The sequence below is a fragment of the Sporolactobacillus terrae genome, assembly GCF_019930545.1.
Classification (GTDB): domain Bacteria; phylum Bacillota; class Bacilli; order Bacillales; family Sporolactobacillaceae; genus Sporolactobacillus; species Sporolactobacillus terrae.
Genome location: NZ_CP082837.1, coordinates 1729257 through 1746468 on the forward strand (window position 1 = coordinate 1729257; position 17212 = coordinate 1746468).

At 45.9% G+C, this 17212-nt stretch carries 16 protein-coding genes; 3 read left to right on the forward strand and 13 right to left on the reverse strand.

What is annotated here, in order from left to right:
* Nucleotides 1–62: 62 nt before the first annotated feature.
* The 13 genes from hisIE to refZ all read right to left on the reverse strand — a co-directional run bounded on the left by hisIE (nucleotide 63) and on the right by refZ (nucleotide 12565).
* Complete coding sequence (gene hisIE / locus K7399_RS08220; protein ID WP_128166884.1) at nucleotides 63–737, reverse strand: bifunctional phosphoribosyl-AMP cyclohydrolase/phosphoribosyl-ATP diphosphatase HisIE; 675 nt, start codon at nucleotides 735–737, stop codon at nucleotides 63–65.
* Nucleotides 734–1492, reverse strand: a complete 759-nt coding sequence (gene hisF, locus K7399_RS08225; RefSeq protein WP_028982735.1) for an imidazole glycerol phosphate synthase subunit HisF — start codon at nucleotides 1490–1492, stop codon at nucleotides 734–736. The genes hisIE and hisF overlap by 4 nt, the downstream gene beginning before the upstream one ends.
* Complete coding sequence (gene hisA / locus K7399_RS08230) at nucleotides 1492–2220, reverse strand: 1-(5-phosphoribosyl)-5-[(5-phosphoribosylamino)methylideneamino]imidazole-4-carboxamide isomerase (protein ID WP_028976351.1); 729 nt, start codon at nucleotides 2218–2220, stop codon at nucleotides 1492–1494. The genes hisF and hisA overlap by 1 nt, the downstream gene beginning before the upstream one ends.
* Nucleotides 2214–2879 (reverse strand): imidazole glycerol phosphate synthase subunit HisH, encoded by a 666-nt coding sequence (hisH, locus tag K7399_RS08235; RefSeq protein WP_128166886.1) that lies wholly within the window; start codon nucleotides 2877–2879, stop codon nucleotides 2214–2216. Before hisH ends, hisA begins: the two co-directional genes overlap by 7 nt.
* Nucleotides 2879–3469 carry an imidazoleglycerol-phosphate dehydratase HisB gene (gene hisB, locus K7399_RS08240; RefSeq protein WP_028976353.1) on the reverse strand — a complete coding sequence of 197 codons (591 nt, stop codon included), beginning with the start codon at nucleotides 3467–3469 and terminating at the stop codon, nucleotides 2879–2881. The genes hisH and hisB overlap by 1 nt, the downstream gene beginning before the upstream one ends.
* Nucleotides 3462–4745, reverse strand: a complete 1284-nt coding sequence (gene hisD, locus K7399_RS08245; protein ID WP_028976354.1) for a histidinol dehydrogenase — start codon at nucleotides 4743–4745, stop codon at nucleotides 3462–3464. The genes hisB and hisD overlap by 8 nt, the downstream gene beginning before the upstream one ends.
* Nucleotides 4732–5382: an ATP phosphoribosyltransferase gene (hisG, locus tag K7399_RS08250; protein ID WP_028976355.1), complete on the reverse strand. Its 651-nt coding sequence runs from the start codon at nucleotides 5380–5382 to the stop codon at nucleotides 4732–4734. The genes hisD and hisG overlap by 14 nt, the downstream gene beginning before the upstream one ends.
* Complete coding sequence (locus K7399_RS08255; protein ID WP_223362280.1) at nucleotides 5379–6575, reverse strand: ATP phosphoribosyltransferase regulatory subunit; 1197 nt, start codon at nucleotides 6573–6575, stop codon at nucleotides 5379–5381. The genes hisG and K7399_RS08255 overlap by 4 nt, the downstream gene beginning before the upstream one ends.
* A gap of 555 nt (nucleotides 6576–7130) precedes the next feature.
* The gene (locus K7399_RS08260; RefSeq protein ID WP_028976358.1) at nucleotides 7131–7328 is read right to left on the reverse strand and encodes an alpha/beta-type small acid-soluble spore protein; all 198 of its coding nucleotides are present in this window, start codon (nucleotides 7326–7328) and stop codon (nucleotides 7131–7133) included.
* Nucleotides 7329–7447: 119 nt separating this feature from the next.
* Nucleotides 7448–8647, reverse strand: a complete 1200-nt coding sequence (gene thiI, locus K7399_RS08265) for a tRNA uracil 4-sulfurtransferase ThiI (protein WP_028982732.1) — start codon at nucleotides 8645–8647, stop codon at nucleotides 7448–7450.
* Between the two features lie 5 nt (nucleotides 8648–8652).
* A complete protein-coding gene (locus K7399_RS08270) occupies nucleotides 8653–9795 on the reverse strand; it encodes a cysteine desulfurase family protein (protein WP_028976360.1) in 1143 nt (380 codons plus the stop codon).
* A 149-nt stretch (nucleotides 9796–9944) separates the two neighbouring features.
* Nucleotides 9945–11639, reverse strand: a complete 1695-nt coding sequence (gene ezrA / locus K7399_RS08275) for a septation ring formation regulator EzrA (protein WP_028976361.1) — start codon at nucleotides 11637–11639, stop codon at nucleotides 9945–9947.
* Nucleotides 11640–11920: 281 nt separating this feature from the next.
* Entirely contained in the window at nucleotides 11921–12565 is a 645-nt protein-coding gene (gene refZ / locus K7399_RS08280; protein WP_051575092.1) for a forespore capture DNA-binding protein RefZ, read from the reverse strand.
* A gap of 167 nt (nucleotides 12566–12732) precedes the next feature.
* Here refZ and K7399_RS08285 point away from each other — a divergent pair, with 167 nt between their 5' ends.
* From K7399_RS08285 to K7399_RS08295, 3 genes are all read left to right on the forward strand, one after another.
* Nucleotides 12733–13182: a GAF domain-containing protein gene (locus K7399_RS08285; protein ID WP_028982730.1), complete on the forward strand. Its 450-nt coding sequence runs from the start codon at nucleotides 12733–12735 to the stop codon at nucleotides 13180–13182.
* Between the two features lie 255 nt (nucleotides 13183–13437).
* Nucleotides 13438–14040, forward strand: coding sequence for a 30S ribosomal protein S4 (rpsD, locus tag K7399_RS08290; protein WP_028976364.1), 603 nt, complete (start codon nucleotides 13438–13440; stop codon nucleotides 14038–14040).
* A 196-nt stretch (nucleotides 14041–14236) separates the two neighbouring features.
* Nucleotides 14237–16894, forward strand: a complete 2658-nt coding sequence (locus tag K7399_RS08295; RefSeq protein WP_128191224.1) for a transglycosylase domain-containing protein — start codon at nucleotides 14237–14239, stop codon at nucleotides 16892–16894.
* The last annotated feature ends 318 nt before the right edge of the window (nucleotides 16895–17212 follow it).

The following is a 17212-nucleotide window of genomic DNA, read 5'->3' on the forward strand; positions in this document are numbered from 1 at the left end:
TAGTTCAAAACATACAAAAACCCGAGAGACAGATTGCTCTCGGGCCGATATTTATAAATGCATTATAAGCCAAGATCTTTTGCTTTTTCCCGCTGAAATTCGCTCTTGTCACGGTGACGCTGTTCAAGCACACGAAGCACGCGGTCAAAGCCGACGCCTTGTTCACGCAGCATAACCAGTGTGTGATAGACCACATCAGATACTTCCCATTCCAGTTCTGCAATGGAATGATTCTTGGCAGCGATGATTACTTCGGAAGTTTCTTCACCGATTTTCTTCAAAATCTTGTCAATGCCTTCGTTAAACAGATACGTTGTATAGGTGCCTTCCGGACGTTCTGCCTCGCGCTTTGCAATCACGTGTTCCAGTTCAGCAAGGATTTCATAGCGAGCGGATCCTACCGTTTCAGCTTCCTTCTTGTCAGTTTTTTCCGGAACAAAACAACTGTACTTGCCTGTGTGGCAGGCAGGTCCAGCCGGTTTCACTTTAATCAGCAAAGTGTCTGAATCGCAGTCAACCGCCCAGTCAACGATCTTCTGAGTATTACCCGAGGTTGCGCCCTTGTGCCAGAGTTCCTGACGTGAACGGCTGTAGAACCATGTTTCGCCGCTCTCCAGCGATTTATTAATCGATTCCTTATTCATATAAGCCATCATTAGGATTTCCTTGCTCTGCACGTCTTGTACAATGGCTGGAATCAATCCTTGCTCGTTATACTTTAGTGTTTCTGCATTCATCGTATTGCCACTCCTTTTTGTTTTAAAAACGATTTCACCTTTGCAACGGATGTTTCTTTGTAATGGAAAATGGATGCGGCGAGTGCGGCATCTGCCTTGCCTGATTCAAATGCATCGAGAAAATCCTCGGCTTTGCCTGCTCCGCCGGAAGCAATGACTGGAACATCGACTGCTTCGCTAATCTTTCGCGTCAGCTTCAATTCAAATCCATTTTTCTCACCATCTTGATCCATACTGGTGAGCAGGATTTCTCCCGCACCTAGGGAAACCGCCTTTTTTGCCCATTCGACAGCATCAAGTTCGGTTTCCTTTTGTCCGCCATGTGTATAGACCTTGTATGTAGCTGATTGCGAATCCCACCTGGCATCAATCGCACAGACAATACACTGATTGCCGAAAAAATCGGCCCCTTCTTTAATTAGCTGAGGATTCGCTACTGCTGAGCTGTTCAGGGAGACCTTGTCTGCACCGGCGCGAAGCAGTGTTTTGATATTTTCCAATGTTCGAATCCCACCGCCAACCGTAAAAGGAATGTTGAGTTTGGCGGCAACTTGTTTGACGACTTCAACCATGGTGTTTCTGCCTTCATTCGAAGCAGATATGTCAAGAAAGACCAGTTCATCGGCACCTTCACGATTATAAAACATCGCCAGTTCCACAGGATCTCCTGCGTCGCGCAGTTGCACGAACTGTTTGCCTTTTACAACACGGCCGTCCTTGACGTCCAGACATGGAATAATTCGTTTGGCCAGCATCAGTCGTTCACCGCCTTCAACACATCGCTTAACGCGATCTGTTTCGTGTAAAGTGCTTTACCGATGATCGCTCCGCTCACTTTGTGATTGCCGATCATCTTTTTGATTTCATCCAGCGTCGTGACTCCGCCGGAAACTACCACCGGTTTTCCGATTTCTTCGGCAAGCTGTTCCGCCGCTGCAACATTTGCGCCTTTAAGAGCACCGTCGCGCGAAATATCGGTATAGATAAATTGCTCAGCGCCTTCTTGAATCAGCTGTTTAGCCAATTCAGCAGCACTTAAATCGGACACTTCGAGCCAGCCGCGTACAGCAACTTTGCCTTTTTTTACATCCAAACCTATAGCAACCGCATTTGGATAGCGTTGAAGCACTTTTTTACAAAAGTCCGGATCGCTGATTGCCGAACTCCCGAGAATCACACGCTTAATTCCTTTTTCCAAATACCATTCTACCGAATCCATGGAACGAATGCCCCCGCCAATTTCAATATTAATCGGCACTTCTTGAGCCATACGTGCGATCAGTTCTTGGTTCAGCGGATGCCCCGCTTTGGCACCGTCAAGATCGACGACATGCAGCCACTCCGCACCCTGATCAAAAAAGGAACGCGCGACTTGGATGGGATCCTCTCCATAGACCGTCGACTGGTCGTAATCGCCCTGAAACAGACGGACGCATTTGCCATCAATGAGATCAATTGCCGGAAATACGGTAAACATCAACATTTCCCCTTTTCTAAATCACAAGTGTCGCCTTTATTATCTTGGTGCACGAACTGCAGGTAATTTTTGAGAAGTGCCTGGCCGAATGCCCCGCTCTTTTCAGGATGAAACTGGGTACCAAAAACACGGCCCTTGCCAACAACGGCCGGAACTTCACCATCGTAATCGGCAACAGCAATCAGCGCCGAACGATCCGTAAGCTTGGCACGGTACGAGTGCACAAAATAGGCGTAATCCGGTTTCAACCCGTTCAGAAGCACTGAATCAGGAGTGACGAAGGTCAAGGTATTCCATCCCATATGGGGGACTTTGTAGCGTCCCCCTTTTTCAGAAATTCCGGAAAAACGAACCACACGACCAGCAATTAAGCCAAGTCCCTTAGTCGGGACGCCTTCCTCGCTTTCATCAAATAAAAGCTGCATACCAAGGCAGATTCCGAGCAGCGGCTTTTTCTCAGCATATGCGCTAAGGTAATCGCTCAATTTTTTCTGATTGAGCAGTCCCATCGCATCCTTAAAGGCACCGACACCGGGAAGAATTAAACCGTCGGACTTGTCCAACTCGCTCGGATCATCACTGATCACATAGGGTTGTTCCAATCTTTCCAATGCTTGGCTGAGGCTGTAAAGGTTGCCCATGCCATAATCTACGATTCCGATCATCACAGCGTTCCTTTCGTTGACAGAACCCCTTGAATTCTTGGATTTTGTACAGTCGCCGCGTCAAGGGCACGGCCAAGCGCTTTAAATACCGATTCGATCATGTGGTGCGTATTTTCTCCGTAGCGTACGGTCACATGAAGGTTCATCTGCGCTTCGATGCACAGTTTATCGAGAAATTCCTTTACAAGTTCCGTATCAAAGGTACCGACTTTTTCAGAAGGAAAGTTTCCGTTAAATACGAAATAAGGACGCCCACTTAAATCGATAGCAACTTCAGACAAGGCCTCATCCATCGGGACAACTGCATAACCGTACCGATTGATTCCCTTTTTATCTCCCACGGCCTGCCTGATTGCTTTGCCAAGACAAATACCGATATCTTCGGTCGTGTGGTGATCATCGACGTCGGTATCCCCATGGGCCTCAACGTCCAAAGAAAACAAGCCGTGTTTGCTAAACAGTGTCAGCATATGCGTTAAAAAAGGTACACCGGTTTCCAGATGCGATTCACCGCTGCCGTCGATCGCAAATTTTAATTTAATCTGTGTCTCAAATGTATTACGTTCCACAAATCCTGTTCGATTACTCATGAATGACAGCACCCTTCATCCGTTTTTCAACTGCTCGTGCATGGCCTTCCAATCCTTCAAATCGCGCGAATGCGGCAATAGCTTGTCCGTTTGCTTGCAGCGCCTCATCACTGTACTCGATAATGCTCGAGCGTTTGATGAAGCTCTCCACACCCAGCGGACTCGCATAGCGTGCCGAACCATTCGTCGGAATGATGTGGTTCGGACCGGCAAAATAGTCGCCTACCGGTTCAGAACTGTATTTTCCAAGGAAAATTGCACCGGCGTTCCGAACAAATTTCAATACTTCCTTAGGTTCCCGTGTCGCCAGTTCTAAATGTTCCGGAGCAATTTGATTAATGACGTCGGCAGCCTGCTGCAGATTGGCAGTCAAGATGATTTTCCCTTGTTTATTCGCTGACTCTGAAGCAATGGCTTCGCGCGGAAGTTCTTTTAACTGCTTTTCAACTTCCTGCTCCACTTGTCGGCCGAATGGCTCTGAATCGGTAACAAGTACCGGCATTGACAAACGATCATGTTCTGCTTGAGACAGCAAGTCGGCGGCCACCCATGACGGATTCGCAGAATCATCTGCAACAACGGCAATTTCACTTGGACCAGCAAGACTGTCAATCGCTACATCGCCGAATACATATTTCTTGGCGAGCATCACGTAAAGGTTCCCCGGTCCAACAATTTTATTTACCGAACGTATCGATTCGGTACCGTAGGCAAGTGCTGCGATTGCTTGGGCACCGCCGACTTGATAGATTTCATGAATACCGATCTCATGTGCAGCAGCCAGTACACCGTCAGCGATTAAGCCGTTTTTCTGTGGCGGGGATACCAGTACAACCCGTTTCACGCCGGCGACCAGTGCCGGAATTGCGCCCATCAGAACGGATGAGGGATAACAAGCCGTTCCGCCGGGTACATAAACACCAACCGAGTCCAGCGGTGTCACTTTTTGACCAAGAACGACACCTTGGTCCACGGTTTCCGTCCATGATTGAGGGATCTGTTTTTCGTGAAAAGCACGAATATTACGCGCAGCTTGCTTGATCGCTTGAAGAACCGGTTTCGGTACACGCGCAGCGGCGGCAGTCATCTGATCTTCCGTTACTTGTATCGCTTCCAGTGCAATGCCGTCAAATTGCTTCGTAAATGCCTTCAGCGCTTCATCGCCGCCGCTTTTCACACGATTCATAATTTCCGCAACCGATTTCTGCGCATCTTCTCTTGCTTCAACTTTTCTTTTTTTCAAAAAGTCCAAATTCCCGTCTTTAATCCATTCCAACCTTGGTCCCCTCCGTTGCTTTGATCATTTTTTCAACGATTTGATCAATCAGTCCTTTTTTTAATCGGTAGCTGACCGGATTCACAACAAGCCGTGAGCTGACGTCCAATAGCCGGTCATATTCGATCAGACCGTTTTCTTTCAGCGTCTGTCCGGTAGATACAATATCGACAATTGCATCGGCGAGACCGACAATGGGTGCCAGCTCAATCGAGCCGTTCAATGCAATAAGATCCACTTGTTCGCCGCGTTTGCGATAGAAGTCCGAAGCAATGTTCGGATATTTCGTGGCAATCTTTAAAAACGGCCGACGGCTTTGATGCTTTGGCAATCCGGCAACGGCCATATGACATTTACTGATCCCAAGATCTACCATTTCGTATACATCTCTTCCACTTTCAAGCAAAACGTCTTTCCCTGCAATGCCGATATCGGCCGCACCATACTCAACATAGGTTGGTACATCAACCGGTTTGGCAAGAATAAAACGGAACGGTTCGGATTCAAGATCAAAGATCAGCTTTCGCGTTGTTTCAAATGTTTCCGGAAGCCGAAAACCGGCATTTCTCAGCAGTCTGCAAGCATCGCCGAATATTCGTCCTTTAGGCATAGCAATCGTTATAAGTGAGTCATTCATTCTTCAGTCTCCGTTCTCTCAAGAAAATAAGTAACCGATTCAAATTGCTGTTCAAATGTTTCCAGTGTGTCGATACCTTCTGCATGCTGCAGAACGACCGATCGCCCCTTCTCACGTTCTTCTGCGGCGTAGCGCATGGCGTTGCCGGCATTCTCACGGTCGTAGATGACCGCACATTTCTTTTCATGTTCTGCCGCAGGCATGGTTATGGCACTCATCAGCCGGTCCAAACGAATGCCAAATCCGGTAGCCGGACATGGTCGATTAAATTTTGCCAGCAAGTCATCATACCGACCTCCGCTTGCTACCGGAAAGCCAAGCTTGCCACCGAAGCCTTGGAAAACAAAACCGGTGTAATAACTCAGATGAGGCACAAGCGTGATATCAAGATCAATCTGTGCGTCGAGATTATCTAACTTCAACAAATGAATGAGTTCCGTAATATTTTGATAATAGGAGTGAACCGGAGTCGAAGACGTATCCGCCAATCGTTCCAAAAATTGAAGCGTCTCCGCATTGTTCATTCGTCTTGAGTCAACGAAGCTATTCAATAGAGAAGCAACTTCGCGCGTGACGTGAAGCGTCGCTACATAGTCGTGAAAACCAACATCATTCTTGCTGTACAGCAGATTACGTAAATGATTCACAATCGCTTTGTCTTTAACCATATCATAGAAAAAAGCATTCACGAATCCGACATGACCAACCGCCAAGCGCACGGATGCCAATCCGCTTTTCTCAAGCAAGCTCATCATTAAGGAAATGACCTCTACATCTGCATAAGGGGTTGCATCGCCGATTAATTCGGCACCGGTCTGTTCGAATTCGCTCGGATGTCCGCCTTCTTTGCGCTGGCTCCGGTAAAGATCTGCTGTATACGCCAAACGAAGCGGCAGCGGTTCTTCCCGCAAACTGGATGCAGCAATCCGTGCAATGGGGGTTGTCATATCCGGACGTAAAACGACCGGATGTCCTTCCGCATCTAAAAATTTAAACAGACGGTTATCGGCAATCGCTGAAGCACGACCAATGGTTTCTGCATATTCCAAAGCCGGTGTTTTAATAAAATCGTAACCCCAACGCTGCAATTCACGTTGAAAAATCATTTCTAATCGGGAGATTTCTTTTTGAGCTTGTGGCAGTGTATCACGCAGCCCAAGCGGTTTTTCAAACATATAGGGTTGGGACATCATGTTTTTCTCCTTCTCGCAGTACCTTTTTATTATGTATTTTATCATAAAAGGAAAGTCGCTTTATCTCATTAGCATAGTAAAGTATGTAACGTGTATTTTAGCGGAATTTCTGCCATTAGTCAATAGAAAATCTCTCAAAATCCAGAACATAAGAAAAACCGGGCAAAAAACGCCCAGTCCTTACTTCCGCAGGATGTGATGACTTTCGCGTTGCATACAGGACGTACTTTCACAGGATGTGATGACTTTCGCGTTGCATACAGGACGTATGCGCACTTAGCGAAAGGTCCTTTAGAAAAGGTCCTTTAGAAAAGGTCCTTTAGGAAAGGTCCTTTAGGAAAGGTCCTTTAGGAAAGTTTCTTCATACATGTATGATGGTCTCCTGCCTTTTCGGTGCTGAATCGTCGCTTCGGTTGCTCGCTTGCCGCGAGCGCCAGAGCACCTACGCTTTGATTCTTGGTCAAGATCTATCGGCTTGAAGACGGGGTAAAATCTTACTCTCTTTTCCTGCAAAAAAGGACAGCCGAAGCTGTCCTTTTTCACGCGATATTCAAATTAGTATTTGCCGCCAAGCTGCTGTTGCGCCGTTGCAACGAGACGTTTCGTAATTTCACCACCAACGGAACCGTTAGCACGTGAGGTCGTGTCAGGACCAAGTTGTACACCAAATTCAGAAGCGATTTCGGTTTTCATTTGTTCAAGCGCTTTTTCTGCACCTGGAACAAGGATCTGGTTGCTATTATTTTCTGCCATGTCTCTCACCTCCTTGTGCCATTATATTGTGCAGACTCAGTGGTCTACATACACAAGGAGGGATGGTAATTTTTTCTAAAGCATTTTGTGTATTTGTACCGGCTTAAACCGGTACGGAATCACAGTAACTGACTGAGTACATCTTCCTGGGCATCCTCATCAATCACGATGGTTTCAATCCCGTCAACCGCTTCACGAACCAGCGCGTCAACATCCAGTTTCTGTTCAAAACGTGCCGCATGGTTACGATCCGGCCGTGTACGCGGGGCTTTTGGCAAAAAGATGGTACAGCAGTCTTCATAAGGGCGAATCGAAATCTCATACGTATCGATTTCCTTTGCAATTTTTGCAATATCAATCTTGTCCATCGTGATCAGTGGGCGAAGGATAGGAAGATTAGTTACCGCATTAATCGTATTCATACTCTCCAGCGTTTGACTGGCTACTTGCCCCAAGCTTTCACCGGTAGCAAGTGCCAATGCACCGCGCTGAGCTGCCTGCTTTTCCGCAATACGGAACATCAGACGGCGCATAATCGTGATTCGGTAATCTTCGGGAACTGCATCTCTTATCGCAACTTGCGCCTCTGTGAACGGAACAAGGTGCAGTACAAACTTGCCTCCGTATTCCCTTAACTTCTTCGCTAAATCAATAACCTTTTGTTTGGCACGATCGCTTGTATACGGCGGGCTTTGGAAGTGAACCGCTTCAACGATCGCACCACGTTTCGCAACGAGGTATGCTGCTACTGGGCTGTCGATTCCTCCGGACAAAAGCAGCATGACCTTTCCGCTTGCGCCAACCGGAAGACCGCCTGCGCCTTGGACTTCTTTCCCATAAATATGCGTCTCATGATACCCGACATCAACCCTGATGCGGAGATCGGGATCATGGACATCAACATGCAGCCAGTCGCAATGTTTCAGCACCGTGCCGCCGAGATCCTGATTGAGTTCGCTGCCATGAATCGGATAGCGCTTATCTTTTCGCCGGGCAGCGATTTTGAACGTTTCGGCACTTTTTTCCTGATTGGCAATGCGGAGTACACCTTCGCGAATGTCTTCGATGTCGGTTCCAACTTTAATCGCCGGCCAAATGTTTTGGATGCCAAAAACTTTCTTCAGAACAGCGAGCACATCGTCGGCTGTTTCATGATTTAGTTTTATTTCCAAGTCATCAAAATGACGTTTAATCTCAAGCGATGCAAATTTGCGTAATTTGTCGCGCACATCATTTTCCAATTTCACGACAAATTGTTTTTTATTCTTGCCTTTCAACGTGATTTCACCAAAGCGAACCACTAAATAATCATAAATCACCTGATTCACCTCATCACTATCTTTAGCTGACCGACTCTTTCAGCCAGTTTTTTTAAGAATACGGCAATGTCTTGTTCTGTTGTCTCATAGGCCAGACTGATCCGGATGGTTTGCTCTGCTTCTTCATCCGAGATACCCATCGCCGTTAACACCGCACTTGCCTTATTTTCTTTTGACGAACATGCCGACTTCGTTGAGACATAGATCTCGTCTTTTTCCAGTGCGTGAACGAGTACTTCTGATTTAACGCCGCGCAGCGCAACGTTGACAATACTTGGAGCGGAATGCTCGACCGGTGTATGAATAACGGCACCATCAATGTTCCGCAATCCCTCAAACAGCTGGTTTTGCAGTTTTTGTAAATGGCAGATGCCTTCGTTTTGATGTTCGCGCGTGATGCGCAGTGCCTTAACCATGCCGCAAATGCCCGGAAGATTCTCGGTTCCTGATCGGCGCTGCTGTTCCTGACCGCCGCCGGCAAAAAGCGGCGACAGCACAGTGCCTTGTCGAACATAAAGAAGTCCGGTTCCCTTTGGTCCATGGAACTTGTGACCGGAGATAGTGCACAGATCAATCCCGCTTTCCGCGAGTTGCAGAGGTACTTTAGAGAAACCCTGAACATGATCGACATGAAAGACCGTTTTCGGCTTATCACTTAAAAAAGCGGCAATTTCTTTAACCGGCTGTACCGTTCCGACCTCATTATTCACATGCATCAGCGAAACAAGAATCGTATCATCGCGATAGGCTTGTTTAAACTGCTCAAATGAAACACGCCCGTCACGGTCAACAGGCAAGTACGTCACGTCAAAGCCAAGCGACTCCAGCTGCGTGAACGCACCACCTGCTGAAGCATGTTCAATCGCCGTCGTAATCAAATGCTTGCCGCGTTTTCGATACGCAAAGGCCGCGCCTTTAATCGCCAAGTTATTACCTTCCGTGCCTCCGGAAGTAAACACAATCTCTCCCGGTTCAACCCCAAGCAGTGCAGCTGCTTGTTCACGAGACCGCGTAAGCAACTGCTCGCTTTTCCCACCAAGACTGTGAAGCGATGACGGATTAGCAAAAAATTGTTCAGAAACCGTACGGTAGGTGTCAAGCACCTCAGCATACGGCTTCGTTGTCGCACTATTATCTAAATAGATCATGAAAACAAGGGAACTCCTTTCAGAAAAGCTCAGTTCATTAATAAAATAGCTATTCTCTCCATTGCCCATTTTATTTGAATCTTAGCATGAGTATTTCCTTCTTGTACATTAAGATGCAATTTTTCTATAAAATCGTTCATGCATTTCCTTCAATTTGCTTCTTGGTTTTCATACAGCTCTGTGCGCTTCAGAATTTTCGGTTCTCTTTTTTCGATGGCATGAACAGCCGTTTCGACAGCCGACTGGTAGTCATAATTTCTGAAATGCTGCTCTGCTTTTTTTAACGCTTGGTCAATCTCAGCATCATCAGAACGATACCGGTTTCCGTATTGGATCATCTCTTCCGCAAATTTAGCCGTATCCACCAGTTTCTCGGTTTGCTGGCAAACATCATCGGCATCCTGACCGGCTTGCTCAAGCAGTTTCTGTACCATCACCATATTAAGCGGCTTTTCGTCAAGCTGGGCATTTACTGCGCTCAGCTGCTCTCCTGCTTTCTGCAATGCTGAAGCAAATGAACCCGGTACGCCGGGAAGATTACTTTTCAAAAGGATTTGTCTCGCTTCATAAAGCTGGTGCTTGAGGTCTTGGACCTGACCGCGCGCCTTCATTTCATCCTTGCGAAGTGCTTTTATTTTTTGATTGAATTCATCGGCCACCGTCTCCATTTCAGACAGATCCGATTTAATGGTCTCCAATTTTTCATAAATAGCGCTGAAGGCTTCCTGCTGCTTGTCGGTCTGCGTTTCAACATAGACCGTTTCAATCTTTTGAAAAGACCGGCTGAGATCATGATGCATCTTCAAATCCTCATCGGAAATATGATAACTGTCTTGAATCGCAGAGGTTTCCTCGCTCAGATTCTTGATTTTTGTACCGATACGTGTCACATTGGTTTCGATTGCAGGTGCAAGCTCCTGTAGTCTTTGGCGACTGACCGCTTCTTTTTCCAATTGTGCATACAGCCATTCCAGCTGGTCATGAATCCCCTTCAATCCATCCTCTGCTTCGTCAAGGTCCAGCTTGTTCACAGCCGTTTCCATAAGAAGACGGTGTTTCTCCATTTCTTCCAACTGCTCATCAATTTGCAGCTGATCTAAATAATAGCCGTCATCGATCATCTCTTGTTTGCCTTGGCGAAGTTCTTTCATTTGATCCGGAATTGTTTTTCGAAGATCCTTATAGAGATCAGGAATGCGATTGATTTGATCAGCCAGAACATCAGCAGCTTCACGAACATGTACGAGGATTTCACGTGCATTAAGATAATTGCCGTTTTCTGTTTCCGCCCCATAGTTCATCAATTGCGTTTCAACGGCTTTCATCGATTGTTCTAAAGCTGGAAGCGTTTTGTCAAAACGGCTTCTCTTTGTAATCATATCCTTTTTAATCTGATGAAAAGTTTCTTTGATCGGTGTGATATCCGTGCGGTTCTTCTCTTCACTTTCAACGATGAGATTCAAATCTTTTATCATCTCATCAATGCTTTTTTGAATCGCGTCGATCTTTTTATCGGTTTCTTTAACCTGCTGTTCCGCTTTATGAAAACGATATTTATCCGTCAATTCTTCTGCATTGAAGAGCATCTCCTCAAGGTTCGGCAGTGACTGGCCGACGATATTGTCCCAATCCTTGCGCCATTGATCAAACTTTTCCTCAGTATCTCCCGCCATGTTCAGCTGCTTAATTTTGGACAGTTCGGCAGCCACCGGCCGGTTCATTATTTCGACCCTTCGTTCCTCAACACGGTCAATTTCGCCGAACAGGCGCTTTCGCATCCAAGCGCCGTAACCAACGAGAAATACGATTACTAAAATCAAGCCTACCAGAACGTATAACAACATACGGAATTTCCCCCATTCTCGCATGGAACCTCACATTGCTTCTATATGATTACATTGTAACAAAATAATGCGGTTTAAGGTCAATAAATTAAGCAAACGGTCGTTTTTTATGTGACCAAAGCAATTCCCCGTTTTTTTATCAAGCCAACGCCACCCTTCACAGACAACGTTTCTAATGCTCCAGCTTAAAACCGTTCCAACGACAAACAAGCTCGCCAGTGTAGTGAAATCACTCTCTGACGAGCACGCTACATCTATTCATTTCGAGATAACGGACACCGTCAGACCTGCTGCAAGCGTCGATCCAGCCCGCATGCCCACTCATTAATAAAGCGTAAATATTGGATGCGAAAGGACGGCTCACTTGGCTGCATAAAAAAGACTTCCCTAAAATATTGGGGCTGAAGAAACGGTTGAATGATCAAATCACGATAGTGAATGATCGCAAATTCAAGTTGGATCGGACTCAATGATTCCTCGTGAAACAAATGCTGAAAGAAATTGATGAACAAAAATTTTTCCTTCATCAAATAACTCGACATCAATTCTCTAACCAGCTGATTGTCAAACGTCATTTCGCGATGGACGAAACGTGAAAGATAGAATGCGTGCTGCTGATAGCGAATCAATTGATCCGCAAGTTCAGTCAGACAGTCAGCTGCGGATTTGTTTTCCATTACGATTTGCTCCGTTTCTTCTAAAGTAGACAAATACCCTTCGAAGAAAGCGGCCATTAAATACTCCAGCAAACCTTGTTTCCCGCCAAAATAATAGGAAACAAGTGCTACGTTAACCCCGGCATCCGATGCAATCGCACGAACAGAAACTCCATCGTATCCACTCATATTGAACAGTTTCAGCGCTGAATGCACCACAGCATCCTTTGTTTTCTTTCCGCTTGCCTGATTCACCCGTTTCGTCTGCATCCCAATTCGCTCCTTTTCTTGAACAGATCCTGCTCGCCCTCTTACTATTATATATGTTCGACTCTAAATACCTCTCCCCCTCTCAGAACCTTTCGACATCATAGCTGAAAAATACGTGTTGTTCTGCTAAAATTAGAGTAATTTCTCTAATGATCGAGGTGGAAATAATGAATTCTGTCAATAAAACAAGAATTCAGGTTCTCGAATCCTTAATCAAGGATGAACCCAATCGAATAACAAATTTGGCAAATGCCTCTGCGTGGTTAAATGAATGCCTTGATAAAATAAATTGGGTAGGCTTTTATTTAGTGGAGGACAACGAGCTTGTCCTTGGCCCATTCCAGGGAAAAACCGCCTGTGTACGTCTTACAATCGGCAAGGGCGTTTGCGGGACAGCAGCAAAAGAACGCGAAATTCTCCGCGTTCCTGATGTTCATGAATTTCCGGGACATATTGCCTGTGACGCAGCGTCACGATCGGAAATCGTCGTTCCGCTGATTAAAGGCGGCACCTTGATCGGCGTGCTCGATATCGACAGCCCAATCTGCGACCGTTTCTCAGAAGACGATCAACAATTTCTGGAAGCGTTCGCTGAAACATTAGTTGCCTACCTCTAGGCTTGACATGTTCTCCTGAAAAAGGGTATAATCGCTTTCGTGTAAAAGACGGCAGCACTGCATGGTTTCAAAGCCCTTCTATTTTGTTCCTCTGAGTAAAGAGGTGTACTGTGTAACCTAGACTGCCTGGGCGAAGGTACAAGATAGCAAAATATCTTTGACGCGCGTGCAGAGGTGTCATTTTATACCGCTTGAGTTTGTTTGTGGCTTACACGCAAACACTCTCGAATAAAATGACGAAGGAGGAGTCATTCAATGGCTCGATATACTGGTCCAGTTTGGAAAAAGTCCCGTCGTCTGGGTATTTCACTCAGCGGCACGGGCAAAGAACTCGAAAGACGTCCCTATGTTCCAGGTCAGCATGGTCCGACCCAACGGATTAAGCTGTCTGAGTATGGTCGTCAGCAACAAGAAAAACAAAAACTGCGTTTCATGTACGGTTTAAATGAGCGCCAATTCCGCCGCACCTTTGACGATGCTGCGAAAATGAAAGGTGTTCATGGTGAAAACTTCATGATTCTGCTTGAATCCCGTCTCGATAACCTCGTTTATCGTCTCGGTCTTGCAAGAACACGCAGACAATCACGTCAGCTCGTAAATCACGGTCACATCACTGTTAACGGCAAACGCGTCGACATTCCGTCTTATCGTGTAAAAACTGGCGACACGATTGGTGTTCGTGAAAAATCACGCAACCTTGTGATTATTAAGGATGCTCTGGAAACAAATACATTTGTTCCGGAATACCTGACTTTTGATGAGAAGACTTTGGAAGGTACTTACAACCGTCTTCCTGAACGTTCGGAACTCCCTGCGGAGATTACCGAAGCAATGATCGTCGAATTCTACTCAAAATAATGGGTCCTGCATTGAACCTTTCCGGGTTTCTCGGAAAGGTTTTTTAATTACCAAGACGTATGGACATCACTGCAACACGCAACACGCATTAATTCTTTTCTTCCTTATCGATTTACGCTAATATATAAGAAGCTTTAATGAAATTTTTCAAATGTTGCATGATAATAATGACTAATGATTAAGAGGAGATTTGCGAATGCATGCCCCATTAAAAAGCTTTTCCGATTTTTTCGACCGGTTGGCGGAAAAATGGGCGACCAGCTCAGTCATCCAAAACGCGCAATCCATAACAAGAATGATATGGAATTCATTTTTATTCACACTGTCTTTGCTCCTGATCGGATCCTTTTTTGCAGCAGGAACCGTTAGCGGTTATTTCGCTGCTTTAGTACGCGATCAGCCTGTTCTAAGTTACGAAACACTCAAACAAGATATTGACAATTACTCAGAGAGCAGCATCACCTATTTTGCTGGAAAGATCCCGATCGGGAAAATGAACAGCGATCTCGTGCAGACTCGAACACGATTAAAAGAGACTTCCCCTGCCCTCATCAATGCAGTGATTGCGACCGAAGACGAACTCTTTTATCAACATAAAGGCGTTGTCCCGAAAGCGATCCTCAGAGCGAGTACGGAAGAAGTGTTACATAGGCCCCAAGCCACGGGCGGAAGTTCAATCACGCAGCAATTGGTTAAAAACCAAATCCTTACGAATGAAGTTTCCAATGAACGTAAATTCAAAGAAATTCTGCTCGCGCTGCGCGTAGAACGCTATTTCTCAAAGGATGAGATTCTTGAATCCTACTTAAACATGGCTTCGTTCGGACGAGACTCATCCGGAAAAAATATAAATGGTGCAGCAACTGCGGCTGAAGGAATCTTCGGCGTCAAGGCAAACAAGCTCTCAATCCCGCAGGCCGCATATATTGCCGGATTGCCGAAAAACCCGTTTTCATACTCACCGTTTCAAAACCATGGTGGGCTAAAGAAAGATGTCTCTGCCGGAATCAATCGTGCGCACTCCGTACTGAAGCGTATGTACGCTGCCGGTTACATCAGCAAAGATGAATTAAATCAGGCGCTCAAGTATGACTATAAAAAACACTTTGCGAAACCAAGCAAAAATATTAATGATGACTATCCTTATCTATCTAAAGAAATCGAAAATCGCTCCGCCATAATCCTTGCCAAAATGATGGCGCAAGACCAAGGATACAGCAGTGATAAGCTTTATAACGATTATCTCAATTACAAAAATATCGTATACGAGTACAACCACGAAATCTATAAAGGAAAAAGTTTGCAGGAAATCGCAAAAGTCCATGACTACAACGCGGCAACGCTGACGAATCATTATAATCTATTCAAAGAATTCATGAGCAATGCCGCAGGAAAATTGGAAAACGGCGGCTACCGGATTTATACAACAATCAATAAAGCGATTTATGATGATATGGAGTCGTTTGCCCAAAATTATTCCGGTTACAGTCCGGATCAATATGCGCGCGATGCAAAAGGAAAATTACTAGAAGTGACCGGTAGCGACGGAAAAAAAGTACCGGTAAAAGATCCAATGCAAGTTGGATCGATTCTGATTGAGAATAAAACAGGTAAAATTATCAGTTTCGTCGGCGGACGTGGATTTAACCATTCACAATTAAACTATGCGACCGAGGTTACGCGTCAGAACGGATCTACAATGAAGCCGTTGCTCGTCTACGCACCGGCCCTGGAACTTGGGCTTATTCAGCCAGGCTCGATCGTCGCCGATCTTCCCTACAAACGGATGATTAACGGCAAATTGTATGCACCGACAAACTATGGAACCACATCAACCAGTGGAGCATTCCACGGATTCGAAACGGCTCGTGCAGCTTTGGCCGCATCACATAACGTGCCCGCGATAAGTGTCTTTACCCGCCTGAGTGCAACAACAAATACGGCACCGGATTACTTGAAGAAGATGGGCATGACTTCCTTGGTCGGTTCGGACGGGTATAATGTTTCTGCTGCACTCGGGGGGATCAAGCGAGGCGTTACCATTGAAGAAAATACGGATGCCTATACGACCTTTGCAAATAACGGAAACTTCGTTGATGCCTATATGATCGATCAAATTACAGACAGCAATGGCAAAGTCATTTATAAACATAAGACGGAACCGGTAAACGTCTTTTCGCAACAAGCGAACTATGAAATGTTGGATATGATGCGTGATGTCTTTAAATACGGAACCGGCAGAGCATTGCCCGGTATGCTCAATTTTTCCGCTGACTGGGCTGGAAAAACCGGTACGTCACAGGATTGGCGCGACTCATGGCTGGTCGCCTCAAACCCGAATATTACGATGGGCGTTTGGAATGGATATGCACATAACCAACAGTTAAACCACAGCCGCTATTCGGAACAAACACGCACGCTGTTTGCTGGCTTTGCAAATCGCGCCTATAATGTCGATCCTGAACTGATGGCGCCAAAAGATCGATTCAAACAGCCTGAAGGTGTTTCAAAACAAATCTATGATGGACTGACCGATGGAAAACCAACGGGCTACTCCAAGGCGGCGGGCTTTGAGGTCAATGATTTAATGAATGCAAAATATGAACCGCGAGATGAAATAGAGGCCCTCGAGCCATTGACGACCGAACAACAGCAGCCGGACGTGGAAGATCCGTCACAAGATCCAAATCTGATTCCTGGCCAAAATGATGGACATGAAGCGGAACAGCCTCAAGAAAATGAGCAGTCTCAAAATGGATTGTTCCGAATAAAGCCCGACTTCCTTCAATCACATTTTCCATATACAGATCTGAAGGCTGCGAGGCCGGAACTTCTTGGCAAAGTTCGTCCTTAATCAACACTCGGATTAATGAAGATAAATAAGCTGTGCTGGTCTTTCCCGTTTGTCTTCAGCCGGCTTGGCTTTCATCGTTAATCTTGTGCTTGAACGAACTTTAGCTGCTTACTTGCCGTAAATTCCAAAATCATATCCTTTAAAGAACATTTGGCTCAGCTACGCCTTTTTAGGTGCCGGCTGAGCCTTTATACTATTTTCACTTATCTTTTTGCGCTTAAGCTTAACGTATATGAAAAACCGGGCAAAAAGCGCTCGGTCCTTACTTCCGCAGGATGCGGTGGCTTCCGCGTTGTGCACAAGATGTACTTTCACAGG

Bases quoted from the DNA above. Each gene is read 5' to 3' on its own strand.
- hisH (WP_128166886.1), bottom strand. From the start codon at position 2,879: ATGATCGGAATCGTAGATTATGGCATGGGCAACCTTTACAGCCTCAGC.
- hisIE (WP_128166884.1), bottom strand. From the start codon at position 737: ATGAATGCAGAAACACTAAAGTATAACGAGCAAGGATTGATTCCAGCC.
- refZ (WP_051575092.1), bottom strand. From the start codon at position 12,565: ATGCAGACGAAACGGGTGAATCAGGCAAGCGGAAAGAAAACAAAGGAT.
- K7399_RS08260 (WP_028976358.1), bottom strand. From the start codon at position 7,328: ATGGCAGAAAATAATAGCAACCAGATCCTTGTTCCAGGTGCAGAAAAA.
- K7399_RS08285 (WP_028982730.1), top strand. From the start codon at position 12,733: ATGAATTCTGTCAATAAAACAAGAATTCAGGTTCTCGAATCCTTAATC.
- hisG (WP_028976355.1), bottom strand. From the start codon at position 5,382: ATGAATGACTCACTTATAACGATTGCTATGCCTAAAGGACGAATATTC.
- hisA (WP_028976351.1), bottom strand. From the start codon at position 2,220: ATGTTGATGTTTACCGTATTTCCGGCAATTGATCTCATTGATGGCAAA.
- hisB (WP_028976353.1), bottom strand. From the start codon at position 3,469: ATGAGTAATCGAACAGGATTTGTGGAACGTAATACATTTGAGACACAG.
- hisF (WP_028982735.1), bottom strand. From the start codon at position 1,492: ATGCTGGCCAAACGAATTATTCCATGTCTGGACGTCAAGGACGGCCGT.
- rpsD (WP_028976364.1), top strand. From the start codon at position 13,438: ATGGCTCGATATACTGGTCCAGTTTGGAAAAAGTCCCGTCGTCTGGGT.
- K7399_RS08295 (WP_128191224.1), top strand. From the start codon at position 14,237: ATGCATGCCCCATTAAAAAGCTTTTCCGATTTTTTCGACCGGTTGGCG.
- ezrA (WP_028976361.1), bottom strand. From the start codon at position 11,639: ATGTTGTTATACGTTCTGGTAGGCTTGATTTTAGTAATCGTATTTCTC.
- K7399_RS08270 (WP_028976360.1), bottom strand. From the start codon at position 9,795: ATGATCTATTTAGATAATAGTGCGACAACGAAGCCGTATGCTGAGGTG.
- K7399_RS08255 (WP_223362280.1), bottom strand. From the start codon at position 6,575: ATGATGTCCCAACCCTATATGTTTGAAAAACCGCTTGGGCTGCGTGAT.